General features: G+C 37.2%; 18 protein-coding genes. 8 read left to right on the top strand and 10 right to left on the bottom strand.

Annotation, left to right across the window (positions count from 1 at the left end; translation table 11 throughout):
* Position 1: 1 nt before the first annotated feature.
* From FB2170_RS02145 to FB2170_RS02135, 3 genes are all read right to left on the bottom strand, one after another.
* Positions 2 to 862 (bottom strand): alpha/beta hydrolase, encoded by an 861-nt coding sequence (locus FB2170_RS02145; protein ID WP_013304854.1) that lies wholly within the window; start codon positions 860 to 862, stop codon positions 2 to 4.
* Positions 863 to 873: 11 nt separating this feature from the next.
* Positions 874 to 1,599, bottom strand: coding sequence for an MIP/aquaporin family protein (locus FB2170_RS02140; protein WP_013304853.1), 726 nt, complete (start codon positions 1,597 to 1,599; stop codon positions 874 to 876).
* A gap of 61 nt (positions 1,600 to 1,660) precedes the next feature.
* Positions 1,661 to 2,902, bottom strand: coding sequence for a serine hydrolase domain-containing protein (locus tag FB2170_RS02135; RefSeq protein ID WP_013304852.1), 1,242 nt, complete (start codon positions 2,900 to 2,902; stop codon positions 1,661 to 1,663).
* A gap of 231 nt (positions 2,903 to 3,133) precedes the next feature.
* On the opposite strand from FB2170_RS02135, the gene FB2170_RS02130 reads away from it, so the two are divergent.
* From FB2170_RS02130 to FB2170_RS02120, 3 genes are all read left to right on the top strand, one after another.
* Entirely contained in the window at positions 3,134 to 3,466 is a 333-nt protein-coding gene (locus tag FB2170_RS02130) for a DUF2853 family protein (protein WP_013304851.1), read from the top strand.
* 85 nt (positions 3,467 to 3,551) lie between these two features.
* Positions 3,552 to 5,753, top strand: coding sequence for a carbohydrate binding family 9 domain-containing protein (locus FB2170_RS02125; RefSeq protein ID WP_013304850.1), 2,202 nt, complete (start codon positions 3,552 to 3,554; stop codon positions 5,751 to 5,753).
* 48 nt (positions 5,754 to 5,801) lie between these two features.
* Positions 5,802 to 6,395: a DUF1080 domain-containing protein gene (locus FB2170_RS02120; protein WP_237701153.1), complete on the top strand. Its 594-nt coding sequence runs from the start codon at positions 5,802 to 5,804 to the stop codon at positions 6,393 to 6,395.
* 4 nt (positions 6,396 to 6,399) lie between these two features.
* Here the strand turns inward: FB2170_RS02120 and FB2170_RS02115 are convergent, their stop codons facing one another.
* From FB2170_RS02115 to FB2170_RS02095, 5 genes are read right to left on the bottom strand one after another with little or no spacing between them, the layout of a single operon-like run.
* Positions 6,400 to 6,858: a DUF1569 domain-containing protein gene (locus tag FB2170_RS02115; RefSeq protein WP_013304848.1), complete on the bottom strand. Its 459-nt coding sequence runs from the start codon at positions 6,856 to 6,858 to the stop codon at positions 6,400 to 6,402.
* A gap of 58 nt (positions 6,859 to 6,916) precedes the next feature.
* Entirely contained in the window at positions 6,917 to 7,657 is a 741-nt protein-coding gene (locus tag FB2170_RS02110) for a glutamine amidotransferase (protein WP_237701152.1), read from the bottom strand.
* 12 nt (positions 7,658 to 7,669) lie between these two features.
* Positions 7,670 to 9,331: a DUF4091 domain-containing protein gene (locus FB2170_RS02105; protein ID WP_013304846.1), complete on the bottom strand. Its 1,662-nt coding sequence runs from the start codon at positions 9,329 to 9,331 to the stop codon at positions 7,670 to 7,672.
* A gap of 27 nt (positions 9,332 to 9,358) precedes the next feature.
* Complete coding sequence (locus tag FB2170_RS02100) at positions 9,359 to 10,264, bottom strand: SMP-30/gluconolactonase/LRE family protein (RefSeq protein WP_013304845.1); 906 nt, start codon at positions 10,262 to 10,264, stop codon at positions 9,359 to 9,361.
* Positions 10,261 to 11,769, bottom strand: coding sequence for a TolB family protein (locus FB2170_RS02095; RefSeq protein ID WP_013304844.1), 1,509 nt, complete (start codon positions 11,767 to 11,769; stop codon positions 10,261 to 10,263). Before FB2170_RS02095 ends, FB2170_RS02100 begins: the two co-directional genes overlap by 4 nt.
* A gap of 94 nt (positions 11,770 to 11,863) precedes the next feature.
* On the opposite strand from FB2170_RS02095, the gene mazG reads away from it, so the two are divergent.
* The 5 genes from mazG to FB2170_RS02070 all read left to right on the top strand — a co-directional run bounded on the left by mazG (position 11,864) and on the right by FB2170_RS02070 (position 16,616).
* Complete coding sequence (gene mazG / locus FB2170_RS02090) at positions 11,864 to 12,637, top strand: nucleoside triphosphate pyrophosphohydrolase (protein WP_013304843.1); 774 nt, start codon at positions 11,864 to 11,866, stop codon at positions 12,635 to 12,637.
* Positions 12,638 to 12,726: 89 nt separating this feature from the next.
* Positions 12,727 to 14,091, top strand: coding sequence for an MATE family efflux transporter (locus tag FB2170_RS02085; RefSeq protein ID WP_041632984.1), 1,365 nt, complete (start codon positions 12,727 to 12,729; stop codon positions 14,089 to 14,091).
* A 67-nt stretch (positions 14,092 to 14,158) separates the two neighbouring features.
* Positions 14,159 to 14,386, top strand: a complete 228-nt coding sequence (locus FB2170_RS02080) for a hypothetical protein (protein WP_013304841.1) — start codon at positions 14,159 to 14,161, stop codon at positions 14,384 to 14,386.
* A 5-nt stretch (positions 14,387 to 14,391) separates the two neighbouring features.
* On the top strand, positions 14,392 to 14,961 hold the full coding sequence (locus FB2170_RS02075) for a phosphatase PAP2 family protein (protein WP_013304840.1): 570 nt from the start codon (positions 14,392 to 14,394) through the stop codon (positions 14,959 to 14,961).
* Positions 14,958 to 16,616, top strand: coding sequence for an ArnT family glycosyltransferase (locus FB2170_RS02070; protein WP_013304839.1), 1,659 nt, complete (start codon positions 14,958 to 14,960; stop codon positions 16,614 to 16,616). The genes FB2170_RS02075 and FB2170_RS02070 overlap by 4 nt, the downstream gene beginning before the upstream one ends.
* Here FB2170_RS02070 and FB2170_RS02065 read toward each other — a convergent pair.
* Positions 16,613 to 17,485 carry a lysylphosphatidylglycerol synthase transmembrane domain-containing protein gene (locus FB2170_RS02065; RefSeq protein WP_041632641.1) on the bottom strand — a complete coding sequence of 291 codons (873 nt, stop codon included), beginning with the start codon at positions 17,483 to 17,485 and terminating at the stop codon, positions 16,613 to 16,615. The two genes, FB2170_RS02070 and FB2170_RS02065, sit on opposite strands and share 4 nt — an antisense overlap.
* Positions 17,466 to 18,425 (bottom strand): glycosyltransferase family 2 protein, encoded by a 960-nt coding sequence (locus FB2170_RS02060; RefSeq protein WP_013304837.1) that lies wholly within the window; start codon positions 18,423 to 18,425, stop codon positions 17,466 to 17,468. The genes FB2170_RS02065 and FB2170_RS02060 overlap by 20 nt, the downstream gene beginning before the upstream one ends.
* Between the last annotated feature and the right edge of the window lie 68 nt (positions 18,426 to 18,493).

Raw genomic sequence — 18,493 nt, 5'->3', positions numbered from 1 at the left:
CTTACTCTGCAGTTGTAAAACCTTCTACTAGTGCCCACTCATAGAATCGGGAAATCCAATTGTCCGAAGGGAGATTTTGGGTCCGCATTCCAAAACCATGTCCTCCTTGTGAATACATATGCAATCCGGTTTTCTTTTTGTTTTTAAGCCAATCGGAATAAAGATTTATACTGCCCTCGGCCAAATCTAAGGGGTCATTAGTGGCACAAATAACCAACATTGGTGGAGCATCTGTAGGAACTTCATTTTTTTTCATAACTGTTGTCCAAGGATAAACAGGAACTATAAAATCAGGTCTATTCTTTTCAGAATAATTATAAGTAACTCCCATCGTTACTGCTCCGCCTGCAGAAAAACCCATAAAACCTATTTTACCGCTTTCTACATTATATTTATTTGCATTTTTTATGACATGTTCAAGGGCAGCGAGTCCGTCATTTACTGAATGAGGCATAATTTTATCTACCTTCTTATAAACATCTTCTCTATCATCATTAAAATCCTTAATTCCATCTTCACCTGTCGGTACCAATCTATATTTTAAAACAAAAGCCGTAATTCCTTTTGTGTTCAACCACTTGGCTACATCATTACCCTCACTATTTATACTATGGGCGTATAACGCTCCACCAGGTGCTATAATCACTGCCGTTCCGTTTGGATTTTGTGGTCTAAAAACTTCCATTGAAGGGACGGAAACATTTGTCACTACCTGGGTTTGCCACAATTCTGAAAAATATTCTTTTTCACCACCTTCCCAGGTGACACCATCGCAGGGAGAAAAAGGTAATTCTATAATTTCTTGACCACAGGACACCATGCTTGTAAAGATCATTAAAATCAATGTTGCATATTTCCTCATAAACTAGAAGTTTAAATCCCTATTAAACAATATACAAACGCAGCCAAGGCACCACCAGTCAACGGGCCAAGAATGGGCACCCATGCATATCCCCAATCATTGGTTCCTTTATTCTTTATGGGTAGCAATGCGTGCATTAATCGAGGTCCAAAATCACGCGCTGGGTTAATGGCATAACCCGTAGCTCCACCTAGTCCAAATCCTATCCCTATTACCAATAATGCTACTGGCAAGGCATCTAAAGAGCCTAATGAGATAGCTTCTTCACCTACACTACCGCTTGCTATAAAAAAGATGCCAAATACTAACGTAAAAGTGCCGATTACCTCCGACATAAAATTCCAAAAAGGATTTCTGATTGCAGGAGAGGTAGAGAAGGTGGCTAAAATAGACCCTTGGTCTTCAGTAGAATCGTATTGTTTTTTATACGTAAGCCAAATCAAGAAGTTACCCATCATTGCACCCAATACCTGTGAAAGAATATAACCGGGAACCAATTCCCAACCGAATTTTCCGGCCGTGGCAAGGCCAACTGTGACAGCGGGGTTCAAATGGGCGCCAGACGCATCTGCACTAACAAATACGCCGCAAAAAACAGCTATTCCCCATGCAATTGAAATACCCACCCATCCTAAGTCGGATCCCTTGGTATTTTTTAATACTAGATTGGCCACGACCCCATTGCCAATGAGTATTAACATGGCTGTGCCAATAAATTCAAATAAAAATGCATTCATAATATTGGTTGTTTAGTTGGCAAAAGATAATGAAATTCAAATATTATTGGTAAAAACTTTGCTAATCAACTATTGTTTGGTACACGAACTGCCTCATTTTCTCACTATAGTAGTTACTATAAGGCTGTAATTGTGTCATTAAAATAGAGATCAATTTTTCATTTGGATCAATAAAGAAATAAGTAGAATAAGCACCACCCCAATAATATTGACCAACGGAACCAAGACTTTTGGAATCCGCAAGGTCTACTGTTACTCCAAATCCGAAACCAAAACCTTGGCCAGGGGCATGTTGCAAATCACCGGTTTGATTTAGGGTCATAATGTCTACCGTTTTAGAGCTGAGAAATTGCTGACCATTATAATTCCCCTTATTGAGCATCATCTGACAAAATCTAAGATAATCTGAAGCTGTAGAAAACAAGCCGTGTGTGCCACCAAAAACTGCATTCCCTTCTATGGGCAGTTGCTGTTCAGAGTTAACCAGTGTACCTTCTTTATTAATATTGTGTACTGGCACCCAACGTGCATGATTCTTTTTGGAGATATTATAACCTGTATCATTCATTCCAAGAGGTTTAAAGATACGTTCGTCAAGAAATTTGTCCAATGACTGCCCCGAAATTTTCTCTATCATCAAAGCTAGAACGTCTGGTGAAGCACTATAATACCATTGTTCTCCAGGATGACCTACTAAAGGAAGACTGGCAAGGGTATTGACTCTACTTTCAATATTTTCCTGAGGTTCATAGTAAAGGGCTTTTGCGATATCATTATCCAATTCCGTACCACCAAGACCATGCGAGAACCCTGCCGTATGTGACAACAAATGAGCAATCGTTATTTCTTTATGGGCAGATTCTGTGGGGCCATCTTTTCCTTTTGAAGAATCAGAGCTAACTTCCATGTCTTTAAACTGCGGTAAATATTTTGATACTGGATCAGTCAGAAAAAAATGACCCTCCTCATATAGCATCATAAAAGCTGCTGTTACAATAGGTTTCGTCATCGACATAAGATGGAAGATACCGTCATCATTCATTTGCGAACCAGCGGTTTTGCTTTGCAGCCCAAAACTCTCTTTATGCACAATTTTTCCATTTCTGGAAATGAGGGAAACTGCGCCGGCAATTCTACCTTCATCAATCTCATTTTTTAAAAAAGAATCATAACGGGCAATTCTTTCTTTGGATAAGCCTTCAATTGTTTTATTACCTCCCGAATTTTGAGCATTGGAGGAAAATGGGATAAACAAATACAAAAGAACTAAAGTGGTTAGTGTTTTAAGATGGTTTTTGGTCATTTTTATCAGGTTTTATAGTAAAATATAATGTTGTAAGAATCAACTCATAAGGTCGTGTGTAAAAAATGGTCAATCCCTCTCGAATATACTGTTTTTCAGGAACACCACGTATTTAAATTTAAATATTTGCAATAAATTGTTCTCAATTTGCAACTTTTTTATTGCAGAAATCTTTAACTTACTTAGATTATCAAAATTCAAATCATTTTTTAACCTTAAAAAACAATTATCATGAGTGATTTAGCGGAAAAATTGGCTAAACTAAAAGAAACGGCAGAGGGTCAATTAAAGGAGTGTGGAGTATCCAATGTAGATCAAGAGCTCTTGGAGTCTTTGGTGAACAGATTGCGTACAATGGTTGACAATAAAGACGCGACCTTGGTTTCGGGCAAGGATGCCTCTGAGTTAGAGACAGTGCGTCGTAATTTTGCTGAAAAAAAATTGGGTGTTACTGACAAAGACAAGGCGATGGCTGCGATAAATAAGGTTGCAGAAAAAATGTCTGGTATCCGAATGAAAAGTAGACCCGCATTCTATTACTTGGTACAACAAGAATTAAGCTAATTATATAGTTATTGCAATCAAATATTCTTAAATTTAAGGGTAACATTTATGTTACCCTTTTTTATTAGTGACCAACCCAACCAGAATGAAAATACCAAGTTTAATGATTATGGGTTGCCTTTTGGCAATACCTTATTTCGCAATTTCACAAAGTACCACAACCAATCTTAAAGAACGACCAAATGCCCAAGCGGTTTCGATTATTGCTGAACCAAATATAGATGGGGATGTTTTAGGTGATGATGTTTGGAAAACGATTCAACCTTTTGGTGCATTTAGCCAAATGCAACCTAATTATGGGCAAGCAGCAAGTGAAAAGACCGATATACGTATCGCCTATACTTCATCTACTTTTTATGTTTCCGTGGTTTGTTTTGATGCTGAGCCCGATAAATTGGTTGTTTCTGATGCTAGGAGGGATGCCGATTTGGAAAACACTGATGCCTTTCTTTTTATTTTAGATACCTATAAGGACAATCAGAACGGGTTTGTCTTCGGAACCAATTCAATTGGAGTGGAATATGATGCCCAGGTAGATAATGAAGGCCAGGGTAATTTTAATGCAAACCGTCAACAAGGAGGTACCATTGGTGGTTTTAATATAAATTGGGATGGTTCTTGGGAAGTAAAAACTAAAGTTGGCGATTTTGGTTGGAGCGCAGAATTCGCTATTCCATTACGAACACTTCGTTTTCAGGCAGGAAAAGATTGGGGTATTAACTTTCGTAGGAACATTCGAAAAAGCAATGAAATTGTATATTGGGCAGAATTGCCAGTGGGTTTCGATATTTACAGGCTTTCTTTAGCAGGAACATTGGAAGGTTTGGATTTAAGAAACCCAGGGAATTTAAAGGTGGTCCCCTATGCTCTAGGGCGTTCATCCAAAGACTTTACTTTAACAGATTCAGAATATGAATTTGATGCTGAGGTGGGTGGTGATATAAAATATAGTATTACCCCGAGCTTAACTCTGGATCTTACCTATAATACGGATTTTGCACAGGTTGAAGTTGATCAGCAACAGGTAAACCTGGATCGTTTTAATTTATTCTTTCCTGAAAAACGACCTTTCTTTCTTGAAAATGCGGGTTTATTTAGTGTGGGAAGCCCAGGCGAAGTAGATCTTTTCTTCAGTAGAAGAATAGGTATTGGTGAAGAAGGCAATGTCGTACCAATAATTGGGGGAGCACGCCTTTCAGGTAAAGTGAACAGAACAAATGTTGGCTTATTGACAATGTTCACGGAAGATGTAGAGGGCGCCAATATAGAAAAGAATAATTTCACCGTTGCTCGAGTTAATCACGAATTTAAAGGAAGGTCTGCCCTAGGCGCGGTGGTGATAAATAGAGAAGGGCTAGAGACCAGTGGCGATTTTAACCGTACGATGGCAATTGATGGAAAATTGGGCTTAGGGAAAAAGGCCAGATTATCGGGGTTTGCTGCGAAAACTTCAGGGACTGTTGATGCGGAAGATGAACATGCCTTTAAACTACAAACAGATTATAAATGGAATAATTGGGAAATTCGGGGCGCCTATACCGAAGTTGGAGAAGGGTTTAACCCAGAGGTAGGTTTTTTGTTACGTTCTTCTTTCAAGAAACCTGAGGGGTTAGTGCTATACCATTTGAGGCCAAAAAATGAAGATTCGAAAATATTGGAACATAGGCCACATATATCTTATCGAGGATATTGGAACTTTAATGGTTTTCAAGAAACGGGTTTTTTACACGTAGATAACCATTGGGAATACAAAAGTGGATTTGAAATACATACAGGTGTGAATTTTACGACCGAGGGGGTTGTTGATCCTTTTGAAATTTCAGAAAATGTATTTGTGCAACCGGGAATTTATAAGCATGCCGAGTCCCAATTCATTTTAATGACCAATAAAAGTAAACCAGTAGCTTTTAATCTTCGTTCTGTTATAGGTGGTTCTTTTGGTGGTACACGTTACTTGAATAGTGGTACACTTTCTTTACGACAAGGAGATAAATTCAATGCTGCTTTTACCTATATGTATAATAAGGTGAACTTACCTGTAGGGGATTTTAATGCCAATGTTTTCATTAGTCAATTGTCGTATTCTTTTAAACCAAACATTTATATACAAGGATTGGTTCAGAATAACACCGTAAACAAACTTTGGGCGGCCAACCTTCGATTTGGCTGGTTGCAACAGGCGAATACGGGACTGTTCGTTGTATATAATCATAACATACAGGATGGCAGTCCCTTTAACAACAGTTTTATCATTAAGTACACCCGAATGTTCGATTTGGTGAAATAAACGATGAATTTGAATTATTAATTGCAAATAACTAGAAGCAATATGTATATGAAAGGTTTTTTAAACTATTTGGTAAGTGCAATGGCCTTGCTAGTTATGACTTCCTGTTTTTTTAATAATGCCAAGCCAGCTGAATTATTCAAAAAAAACAGCAAAGAGTGTTTTATCTCTGGTGATGCTACTTGGAATTTTATTGATAATGAAATTGTGGGTATTGCTAAAGGCGCCTCGGGATTCATCATGACTAAAAAATCATACAAAAATTTTATTTTGGAATTGGAGTTTAAACCTGACAGTACAGTCAACTCAGGAATTTTCATTCGATGCAAAAACAAAGAGTTATCAATGGTGGATTGTTATGAAAACAATATTTGGGATTTGCACCCTAATCAGGAAAATAGAACAGGTGCTGTGGTAAACCGCTCCAAACCTTTGATTTATGTCAATACCCTTGATAAATGGAACACCTATAAAATAAAAATCGAAAAGAACCATCTACAGACTTGGGTCAATGGGGAATTGATCACTGACTTACATGATAATGATCTTTCAGAAGGTATGATTGCTCTCCAGGCTGCTGAAACAGGTGAGATTAGGTTTAGGAATATAAAATTTCAGAATTTATACTCTGGTACCAATTAAAGGTTTATACACCAAATTGATTTAAGTGATGATCTAAGTGTTTTGAAAAAAGATTATTCCATTCCTTTGCCGTCAATGCGCCAAATGCATGTGATTCTTTTCCCTCAAAATGTGTATGACCTAATTTTTGGGTTTTTTCTAAATACTCAATTAGACGTTTCTTTTCTATTTCAAATTCTCGTTGATCACTTATGATGAAAACCGGTGCGGTCCTACTATTCTTTTTATAAGGTTTGGGCCCTACCACAACGTTCTTTGCCAAAAGTTTAATCATGAATTTTTTAAATCCCTTGGGCTTCGGAAATTTATCAGTATAGGTAAGGTCATAGGCTACATTGCAATGAGCCAACATTTGGGCAATACTCATCTTTCCCCATTGATTTTGGGTTTCGTTATTAAGACTATTAATTCGGTCTAAGGTTTCTTGAAGGCCTTTTTCGTCGAATAGATTTTTCCAGCTCATGATTTTCGTTTTTAGATTGATTAAAATTACAAATTAAACAATTTCCGAAAAATCGATTTTAACTTATTGAATGTGAAGTATATTTTCGAACAAAACGCTTCAAAATTTCCTTGGGAACAGGGGTGTTTGTTCTGCTAACTTTGGTAATTAAATCTTGGGCTTCTTCTGGAGCAAAATACCCATGGTTGTTATAGGTTTTTATACGCAGAATAAATTCATTGGCATCGGCCTCAGGATGGAATTGAGTGGCGTAGATATTCTTTTTCAAGCGAAACATTTGAACAGGACAAGGTTTGGAAGTCCCCAATAGTACAGCTCCCTCTGGAATATCTTCGCAAGCTTCTTTATGACCAACAAGTGCCGAAAATCTTAGTGGTAATCCTTTTAACAAGGGGTCTTTGGAACCTTCATTGGTTACAGATATTTCAACACTCCCAATGGGCTCAGGGTATTTTGTGGAAATTTTGACCCCACAATACTGACCTAATAAACCGTTTCCAGAACAACAACCTAGAAAAGGAAAATCTATAGGAACTATACGATTAAATAGGTTGTGGAAAAATGTTTCAATATCTAATTGAATTTGGCCCTTTTTTTCTTTTTGCATGCTCACATCAAACGGACTTCCACCCGCAATTATCGCCATATAATCGTTTAGATTGATAGTTGGAATATTTTGTTCCAAACGAATGCGGTGAACGCTATTACTATTGATTTCCCCGACGCGCAATATAGCCTCGAACTCGCTATTAGCTGCTTCATCTTCAGGCCGCATTTGTAAAATGAGTATTTTTTTCACCTCCCCATAAATTTATTTACTGCCAATTTTTGAAAGGGACTTCAACAACTTTTTTCTTGTGCTTCGGTAGGTAGTAAGATTTAGATTATAGTCTGTATAACTTCTAAAGAGATTTTTAATTAACCTTTGTTGTTTTTGTTTTTTGTTAAGCCCTAAGGTCTGCAGTAACTCATAATCTTCACAACCGATTCTATGTGCTTCAAAACGAATGGAGGAAAGAGGCCCATCACTACCAGGATATACAATATGTGTATCACCAGCCGGAAGGTAATTATTGGCACTTGCAGCCGGTGAGGGGTGTTTTACAACACTATTTTCAAACGGGTCTTCTTTGTATTGGTTAAGGCCCCAATGAAGATAACCACCAGTATTGTAATACGATGCTCCCCAACCAAAATATACTTGACGTATTTTTTCCATATCCAAAGTTCGGTTCAACCATTTTCCTCCTGGAATAAGGCATGTGTACACCAATACTTTCTCTCCTTTATTTTGCCGTTCCCTGAAGAATAGTTCATTTTCTTGAAAATCATTTATCAATGGACACCAAATATCAATGGCACCTAAGATACCCTCTTTATCATTTGTGGCTTCCATAATCTTTACTTGCGGAAATATTTCTTTGACTTGTTTAACGATGTCTTTATAACAGGCGGAATTTACACTAGTAGGTTCATCAGAAATATGTTGTAGCCAATTTTCCGTGAGATTATTTTTAACACAAAACTGTTTTATTGATTGCATCAATTTAGCGATATCGTCCTTACCGTTTTCCTTGTAGTATCTTCTACCGGTCAACGTAACTTTCAATTCGGGGTCACCCCAATCGTCATTTTCCCCACGGAACATTAAATGTGGAGCTTCATAATATTTAAATCCATATTTCCTAAAGATATCAATGAAAGCCAACATTTTTTCTTGATCAAGGATAACAGAATCATTTTCGAAACGAATAAGCTCTCCTGGGATGGTTACTGAATTTTGCCTACCGTGGGCCATAAGACGAGCGTATTTGTTCATCATTTTAAACCAAGGTTTTGACCACCTTTCAAGTCCGTGGTACTTTTCTATGTTGGTCAAACTGAACCAATTAGTGTAAAAGAAATTGCTTTGGGCAAGTTCAGGAAGTTTCACAGGGTGTACATTGATTTTGAAAATTCCATCAGCTTTAAAGCCATCACTTCGTATTTCAATTTTTATTTTGTGTTGTCCCGGTTGATTGATTAATTCTGGAGGTATGGCAAGTCTAAATGCAGAAAATTTGGTTTTACTAACAATAGCATTGTCCTTAAGAGGTTGTAATACCTCAAAGATTCTAAAAGGTGCTCTCCGCACTACATGCGGATTTTTTTTATTCATAAATTGTTCCGTTCTACTATCGAGTCCGGTGTTTTGTTCCACAGGTACGTCAATAAGTTGACTCCAAACTTCGATATTCAGCGGTGTTCCATTTTTACTCGTGATTATTTTGAAAGTAGACTCTTTAGGAATTTTAACCAGAACATGCACATCAGCATCCGTTCCCAATGGAAAATCCGCTTCCCAAATATTATTGAAATGTTTTAGATGATTATGGTCTGGATATATTGCTTCTAAAGGATCAACAAGCCATAGCTGCCCGTATACAGTTTGAAGTAAAAAGAATTGAAAAATCAATATGGTGTAATATTTCATAAAAAAGGACTTGTTTTATCGTATTCATTATCTGACCCCTTTTACATTCATATCCAATACATAGACAGAACTCATTGCTGTGATGAATAGTTTCTTTTGATTCTTACCACCAAAGGTAACGTTTGCAGTCCATTTTTGGTCAATGGGGATGTGTTGGATTTTCACACCTTTCTTATTGAAAACGGTTACTCCATCACCAGTGATATACACATTGTCTTTATTATCCAAGGTCATCCCGTCAGAACCCATTTCAACAAACAGTTTTCTATTTGTGAGAGTTCCATCCTTTTCAATATTATAAGAATAAGTCTTTTTATCCCCAATATCAGCAATATAGAGGATGTTTCCGTCAGGAGTGCCGATAATACCATTAGGTCGAACAAAGCCCTCTGCAGCTATACAAAGTTCATTTTGACCTGGAGCTAAATAGTAAACACGCTGTGCTTTGAGTTGAGGCTCTTCATGGTCCCACCATGGTCTTTTGTAAAAAGGATCAGTAATATAAATTCCTCCTTTGTTGTCAACCCAAAGGTCATTGGGGCCGTTGAGTTTTTTACCATTAAATGCATCAACCAAAACGGAAACATTTTTGTACTTATCAATTCGCCATAATTCGTTCTTTTCATCGGCACAGGAAAGAAGATTTCCGTCATTATCAAAATAAAGTCCGTTTGATCGTCCTGAGGGCTTCATAAAAACGGAGACTTTGTTATCTTCTTCCGACCATTTAAGAATCTGGTCGTTGGGTTGATCAGTAAAAAAGACATTGCCCCATTCATCGACTGCAGGCCCCTCGGTAAAATCATAGTGCGATGATATTAAAACGGGTTCAGCTCCAGAAGCAATAATTAAATCTTTCTGGGGTCTACAACAAGATAGTAACCCAATTAAAAGTATGAACAATGAAAACCGAAGTATAATAAGTCTATTCATGACTTACATTGGGTATAACTTACAAATGCAATTCTACCACTGTCTGGCGACCAGGATGGTACATTAATAGTTCCCTGTCCTCCAAATATTTTTGCCAGAACGGTAACTTCTCTGGTTTCTATATTCATAAGCCGCAACATAACATCCTTATTGGGCGGGTGATCGCCGGCAGGCACATCAGTATTAAAGGTGACATATGCCAACCATTTACCATCTGGAGAAGGGTGTGCAAACCAATCATTATACTTATCTGTGGTAATTTGTTCTTGTTCAGAACCATCAGTTTTCATTCGCCAAATTTGCATTGTTCCTGTTCTGGTGGAATTAAAATAAATATATTTTCCGTCAGGGGAATAATCAGGACCATCATCCAGTCCTTCTGTTGAGGTAAGTCGAGTCTCTTCCCCACCTTTAATAGGAATGGTGTAAATGTCATAATTATCGTTGCGCTCAGCGCAGTAGGCGAGCGTTTTTCCATCAGGTGACCAACCGTGCCAATACGATGATGCAAGAGGTGTTATTTTTTTAGGGACTCCACCTTCTATTGGTATGGAATAAATCATTGATTGACCTGTCTCGGTTTGGTCACTAATGACCATTTGGGTTCCATCAGGTGAAATACCATGGTCATTGTTGATTTTGTTCGCAAAATCAGTAGGAATCATTTCTGGTACACCACCTTCAACATAAATTTTATAGAGTAATCCTTGGCTGTTATAAATCAAGGTTTTACCATCGGGCGTCCAATTAGGCGCTTCTATATGCTCTTTTGGTTGGTGAACAACCTTTCTGTTTAAGGTGGCAATATCAATTATTTCCAAAGTACTTTCAATTTTCATAAGCGGGTTTATTTTTTCTGTTATTTCATCGATTGACACTTTAGAGAATTTAATTGTCTCAATGACATCACTATTGTGCGAACAAACGCCAAGGCCAACATAAAATGGTTCAGTAAATTTTAATCGCAAAGAACCACCTGCATTACTTAATTCTTCTTTGTCCGAGGCTGCATAGATAGAAAAGTAACCATCATTTTTTTTCAGTTGTACACTACGAGGGGCAGTAAAATTCGATATTATATCATGTGTCATCCCTCCTTTCGTTTTCCTGTACTGCATTGATGTGAGTCCGTCCCCGTGTATTGCAATATCAACATAAGGTGCATCGGGTTCAAGATTTTGACGAATCATCAAACAAGCTTTTCTGTGGAGGTCAACGCCCTCTCCAAGCATCTCAATACTTGCGGCCAGTGAAACATCACCTGACATTTTTTTCCAAACGAAATGAAATTCATCAGTATCGAACCACATATTGGTGCCGCTGCCAGAAATTGTATATGTGCTGTCTGATATATTGAATTCCAATGAGCCTTTATGTTTTACATTTCCGATGTCAGAATTCTTTTCAAAAATGCCAATGCTTTTTTGGGCGTTGCTCACACCTAAACATAGTATGAAAATCACCATATATGCGATAGAAATACGTAGCGTTTTATTTCTTTTCATTGAATTGAAATTTAATCATTTAAGGTAGCTAAAAATGTTGGTATTTCCCATTGCATTAATCTATTTGTATTTACTTTTGGGCAAAATATAAATTATGAATTCTAGAGCATCGCAACTAAAGGCATTTGATCGTTTATTGACTATAATGGATGAACTTCGGGAGCAATGTCCGTGGGATAAAAAGCAGACCATGCAGACCTTGCGGCACCTGACAATTGAAGAGACCTATGAGCTTGGAGATGCTATTTTGAAAAATGACTTGGAGGAGGTCAAAAATGAGTTGGGAGACCTTTTGTTGCACATTGTGTTCTATTCGAAGATTGGTTCGGAAACTAATGATTTTGACGTAGCTGATGTATGCAACAGTATATGCGAAAAACTCATCAACAGGCACCCACATATTTATGGCGATGTAGAAGTGGCAAATGAGGATGAGGTTAAACAGAATTGGGAAAGCATAAAACTAAAAGAGGGTAAAAAAAGTGTTTTAGAGGGAGTTCCAAATGGGTTGCCAGCCCTAGTTAAGGCTAATCGCATTCAGGACAAAGTAGCAGGGGTTGGTTTTGATTGGGAAAAGCCCGAACAAGTATTCGAAAAGGTGCAAGAAGAACTATCAGAACTTCAAACTGAAATTAAATCCGGTAATCCTGATAAAGTTGAAGCAGAGTTTGGCGACGTACTTTTTTCCATGATCAACTATGCACGTTTTTTGAACGTAAATCCAGACAATGCCTTGGAGCGCACCAATAAGAAATTCATAAGTAGGTTTCAATATTTGGAAACAAAAGCAAAAGAAACAGGTAAGAGTTTAAAAGATATGACCCTGGCCGAAATGGATATCTACTGGGAAGAAGCTAAATCTATTTAACTATTTACAAAATCAATAATTCATTAGTGTTTTTACAACGGTAAATAATTAGGAAGGAACTATATTTGCCTTCGCAAAATAGTTCGAATTTGTTCAAGCAATACACCAAAGAATTTAAATATAACATCAAGTTATCTGTTCCCGTAATAATGGGGATGCTAGGACATACTTTTGTTGCCTTTGCTGATAACATTATGGTTGGGCAATTGGGTACTGCGGAACTTGCTGCTGTATCTCTGGGAAATAGTTTTGTCTTTATCGCCATGTCATTGGGAATTGGATTTTCAACTGCAATAACACCCTTGGTGGCCGAAGCTGATGGCGCAGGGAACAAGGTGAACGCAAAAAGCGCCTTAAAACACGGATTGGTATTATGCACAACTTTAGGTCTTGCCCTATTTGGTCTTATTTTGCTGTTGAAACCCCTGATGCATTTAATGAAACAGCCACCTGAGGTGGTTGAATTGGCAATGCCTTACCTTGATTTGGTTGCTTTTTCGTTAGTGCCATTGATAATTTTCCAGGCTTTTAAACAGTTTTCTGAAGGTCTTTCACAGACAAAATACCCAATGTATGCGACCATAATTGCCAATATTGTAAACATTGTGCTAAACTATTTATTGATTTTTGGTTCATTTGGATTTCCAAAATTGGGGATTGTTGGTGCCGCCATAGGAACACTTACTTCCCGTTTTATAATGGTTTTCTATATCTGGTTCTTGTTAAGAGGGAAAAAGAAATTCCATGATTATGTAACAGGCTTCAATTTTAGGAAAATAGAGAATAGGGTAATGAATAAAATTGTGGGTCTTGGTTTTCCTTCTGCACTGCAGATGTTTTTTGAAGTTGCCATTTTTACCGGAGCTATTTGGTTAAGTGGTGTATTAGGTAAAAATGCCCAGGCAGCCAACCAAATTGCTTTGAACTTAAGTAGTATGACCTTTATGTTCGGTATGGGACTTGGTGTTGCTGCAATGATAAGGGTTGGTAATCAAAAAGGGTTGCAAAACTTTAAAGAATTAAGAAGGTTGGCAATATCAATTTTCTTTTTAACCTTTTTGGTTGAGATCGTTTTTGCGCTTTTGTTCTTATTGGGAAGAAATTGGTTCCCGACCATTTATTTAGATGTGAACGATGTCAAGAATATGGCAGATAATACCGAAGTGATAATTTTGGCAAGTCAGTTGTTGTTTGTGGCTGCTTTTTTCCAAATCTCGGATGGTATTCAGGTTGTTGTTCTTGGTGCACTCAGAGGTTTACAGGATGTCAAAATTCCGACGGCAATAACATTTGTTGCATATTGGTTGATAGGTTTTCCTATTTCATACTACCTGGGATTACATACCGATTTAAAAAGTACAGGAATCTGGATTGGTCTATTGACTGGCTTAACGGCATCGGCGATTATGTTGTATATTCGATTTAATTATTTGACAAAAAAATTGATTGGCTAATTTCCTTTTTAGTTGACCCAAGTTTGTTGAAGGGTGTAATTATAATATCTGATTTTAAATATTTTATATGGAGCTTCCAAAATTTATTCTAGGAGATAACACAGATTTACCAAATGCGATTTTTGTGATACACACGGAGTATCCAAGGTTCATTATTAACCTTGAGAATGATGAGGTAGAATGGTTTGAGGAGTTTTCTAAGGAAGATGAAAAAGAATTGGAGGCAGAAACTGAATATGCCATAGAACAAGCCACAGCTTTCTACGATAGAGAGGTGTCCCGTTACGAAGACTAAACAATATGTTGGAAGAGCTCATTCAACTTGATAAAGAGGTATTCTTATTTCTTAATAATTTAGGTAACCCCATCTGGGATGGCTTTTGGATGTTCGTTACCAATAAGTTGAGTTCAATTCCTGTATATCTTCTTTTGTTGACTCTAATCTATAAGCACCTAGGGCTAAGAAAAACCTTCATTGTACTTCTTACAATAGGGTTATTGATTCTCGTTACGGATCAATTGGCCAATTTTTTTAAATATGGGGTTGAGCGCTTAAGACCTTGTTATGATCAAGATGTTAATGAAATTATGCGTTTGGTGAAGAACTCTTGTGGTGGTAGGTTTGGTTATTTTTCGGCCCATGCGGCGAATTCTTTTGCAGTAGCTTCTTTCTTCACCTTTTTATTAAAATCCAAATATAGGTTTATTGGTACTTTACTTTTCTTATGGGCACTTATGGTAGCCTATAGCAGAATTTATATAGGAGTACATTTTCCGCTGGACGTATTAACAGGAATCTGTATTGGATTAGGGCTTAGTTGGCTCTTTTCCAAGTTGTATATATTTGCACTTCACAAATACCAACTATGATTTCGAACACCAGGTATTGGTTTTTAATGGCAATGATTGTTCTAGTTTATATCGCTGGAATGTTCGTCACACTCTTCGAAAATGATTCTGCCCAATTTGCGGTCATGGCAATGCGCATGGTTCAAGAGAATGATTTTCTTAGCCTGTTTAAAGGACCCGGGGAGTATTTGGATAAGCCACATATGCATTATTGGTTGGCTGCACTTTCGTTCAAGATATTTGGGTTGTTTGAATGGGCATATCGCATTCCTGCTATTCTAGCAACCTTGTTAGGAGCATATAGTTGTTTTGGGTTGGGTAAGTTACTTTACAATCAAAATGTTGGCAAACTTGCGGCTTTGATTTTCATGACATCACAAACCATTGTTTTGGGAGTAATCGACGTTCGTACCGATGCCGTACTTACTGGATTTGCTGTTTTTTCTATATGGCATTTGGCTGTTTATATAGAAAAGAATTCACTCAAGCATATGATATTGGGTACTATTGGTGCCGGTATAGCTTTTTCAACAAAAGGACAGATTGCACTTTTGGTCATTGGACTACCTATTCTATGCCATTTGGGATATACCCGGCAGTGGAAGATGTTCCTCAATTGGCGAGTGTTAGTAGGGCTGATTGTTTTCGCTCTAGTGATTACCCCGATGCTTTATGCCTATTACCATCAATTTGATCTGCACCCCGAGAAGATCATACGTGGAAAAGGGAATCGGAGCGGGATATTCTTTATTTTTTGGGAACAGAGTTTTGAGCGCCTAAGTGGAGAAGGGGTAGGGAAGAATAGTAGTGATTACTTCTTCTTTTTTCATACTTTTTTATGGGTCTTTTTACCATGGACTGTAGTGGGGTTACTTGCCTACTGGAATAAGGTAAAAAACATGATTAGAACTAAGTTCAGGTTCAACTCTGAAAACGAGGTCCTGACTTTAGGGGGAATTACTTTGATTTTCATCATCATTAGTTTTGCCCAATTTAAATTACCACATTACCTAAATATTGTCATGCCATTGTTTGCAGTGCTATCTGCGTCCTACCTATATAAACTCTATAAAGAAGGTGACCAGCCATTAAAAAAGGTACTTTTGGGATTTCAATATCTTGTGCTTGCAGTTATTTTTATTGCCACTGTCTTTATCTGCTTCTTCGTATTTAAAGCAGATTCCTATTATAACTTTATTTGGAAAGGAGTACTAGCCGTTTTGATTGTTTATTATTGCCTTAAACGAGAAGATTATTACTTTAGAATCATAACTGTTGGAGTGATGAGTTCAGTTTTGTTAAACGGAGTTTTAAATACGCATTTTTATCCAACTTTATTGGAATATCAGGCTGGTTCAACTATGTCTAAAACTATTAAAGAGCAAAACATTCCTGTTGATAATATTTACAAGATATCAGGGAACCATACTTGGGGTTTGGATTTTTACAATCAACATCCTGTAAAGATTACCAGTATAGAAGATTTGAAACAACAACAAGGTTTATGGGTATATGCCAATGATAAGGAATTGATCTCTATGAAAAAAGAGGGTTTGGATTGGGATAAACAACTATCTGAAAAACAATTTAGGATTACAAGATTACAGGCTAAGTTTTTAGATCCCTCTACACGTAAAAAAGTGCTTAATAAAATGCACTTGATTCATATTCGTTAATCAGTGGTTTTTAGCAGTACCTTTTTAAAATGGTAAATGAGACCAAAGAATGATACTAATGCCGTTATCAAAAAGAACACCATACTTATGCTGATTGAAGTGTTCTCATCTAGGGCCAATAGTGTTGCCCCATAGAAAAAAGTTACTTCTCTACTTCCAATCCCACCAATGGTAAGCGGCAATACAGAAACAATTGAGGACAATAGGAATATGAAGAGATATGCAATCGTATCAAGTTGAATTGACAAGGATTGAAGTATAAAATAAACACAAATCAACTGCGCCAATTGTACCAAGGCTGAAAGTAAAAAAGACCTCCAAAAAACTGGCAAGACATAGTTAAAAAACCGTTTGATCAAGAACCAAAAAACTACTACGGACAATATGCCTAAAACCCAAATGACCAATTCATATTTAGCCAACAGGGTATTGTCTAATAAAATTGCTAGAATACAGGCATATATAAATAGCAGGAGCAATCCACTTAAGCGGTCTAAAATAAGAACCGAAACGACTTTTTTGGTGTCAACCTCAAAGTTTTTCTTGATTAAATAGCCTTTGTAAGCATCGCCTCCAATTCCTCCAGGTAGAAAAAGGTTATAGAACATTCCGAGTAAATAGAGTTTTAAATTGCTCAGTTGTGACAAGCAAACATTGAGTTCATGAAAATAGAGATTCAATCTAATTGATGCGAGTACTTTGGATGCAATGAACAGCAAAATCGCTAGTATTAAATATAGCGGGTTAGTCTTTTTTAAGGTGCCGACAACTTGTTCAAAATCAACTTTGGTAAATATAAAATAGATAAGAATTGCACTAATGGCAATTTTGACTACTGTAATCAGTTTTTTACGCGACGCCGTCCCCAATGGTCACTTTTTTAATTCGGTATGGTCTCTTCTTTTGCGATTCGTAATAGGTTCTAATAAGTAGTTCCATAACAATTCCAATAGTGAATAACTGAATCCCTGCCAATATGAACATTAACCCGAAAATCAATAGCGGTCTTGTGCCAATATCCTCTCCGAATCCTAGTTTTATGATCAAGAGGTACACATTGATCAATAAGCCCAACATAATCATTAGAAACCCTACGATACCAAATAAATGAATTGGCCGCTGAAAGTATTTACGAATGAACAATAAGAGCATCATATCTGCCACTACTTTGAAAACGCGTTCCAATCCGTATTTGGAAACGCCGGCATTTCTTGCATGGTGTTTAACCGGAACCTGTTTTATCTGTGCGCCTTCAAGGTGTGCCAAAAGAGTTATGAATCGATGCATTTCTCCATAAAGATTCAATTCTTTGGCTATATCCCTGGTGAAGACTTTTAAAGCACAACCATTGTCTTTTATATTCAATTTGGTTACTCTGCGAACCAAAAAGTTGGCAATTTTCGAAGGTATCTTTTTTACTAAAGAATCTTTTCTTTTTTGACGAATACCGGTCACAACATCAAACTCATCATTTACAGCATATTCCAACATTTGTGGTATGTCACTTGGGTCGTTCTGCAAATCGCCATCCATGGTAATAATGAATTCCCCTTCAGCATAGTCAATACCTGCTGCAAGGGCCAAACTCTGCCCGTAATTTTTCTTTAGCTCTATCAGATGCACTTTGTCATCATCCATGTTTTTGACCACTTTACGGGTGTTATCTGTAGAGAAGTCGTCAACATAAATGATCTGATAATTATATCCTACGAGACTTTCATGAATTTTTTGGGTTAGTAATTCTGCGTTATCCTCCTCGTTGTAAAAAGGGACGACTATTGAAAGTAAGGCATCTGTAATAGGTTGCATTCAGCTTTTTTAGGTTCGGCAAAGGTATATTTTTTATTGATATACTTGCCTCATTGGAAAAGGCATCC

This window comes from Maribacter sp. HTCC2170 (assembly GCF_000153165.2).
Taxonomy (GTDB): Bacteria; Bacteroidota; Bacteroidia; order Flavobacteriales; family Flavobacteriaceae; genus Maribacter_A.
Note: the sequence above shows the minus strand (reverse complement) of the source record. Positions and strands in the feature narration are given on the sequence as shown.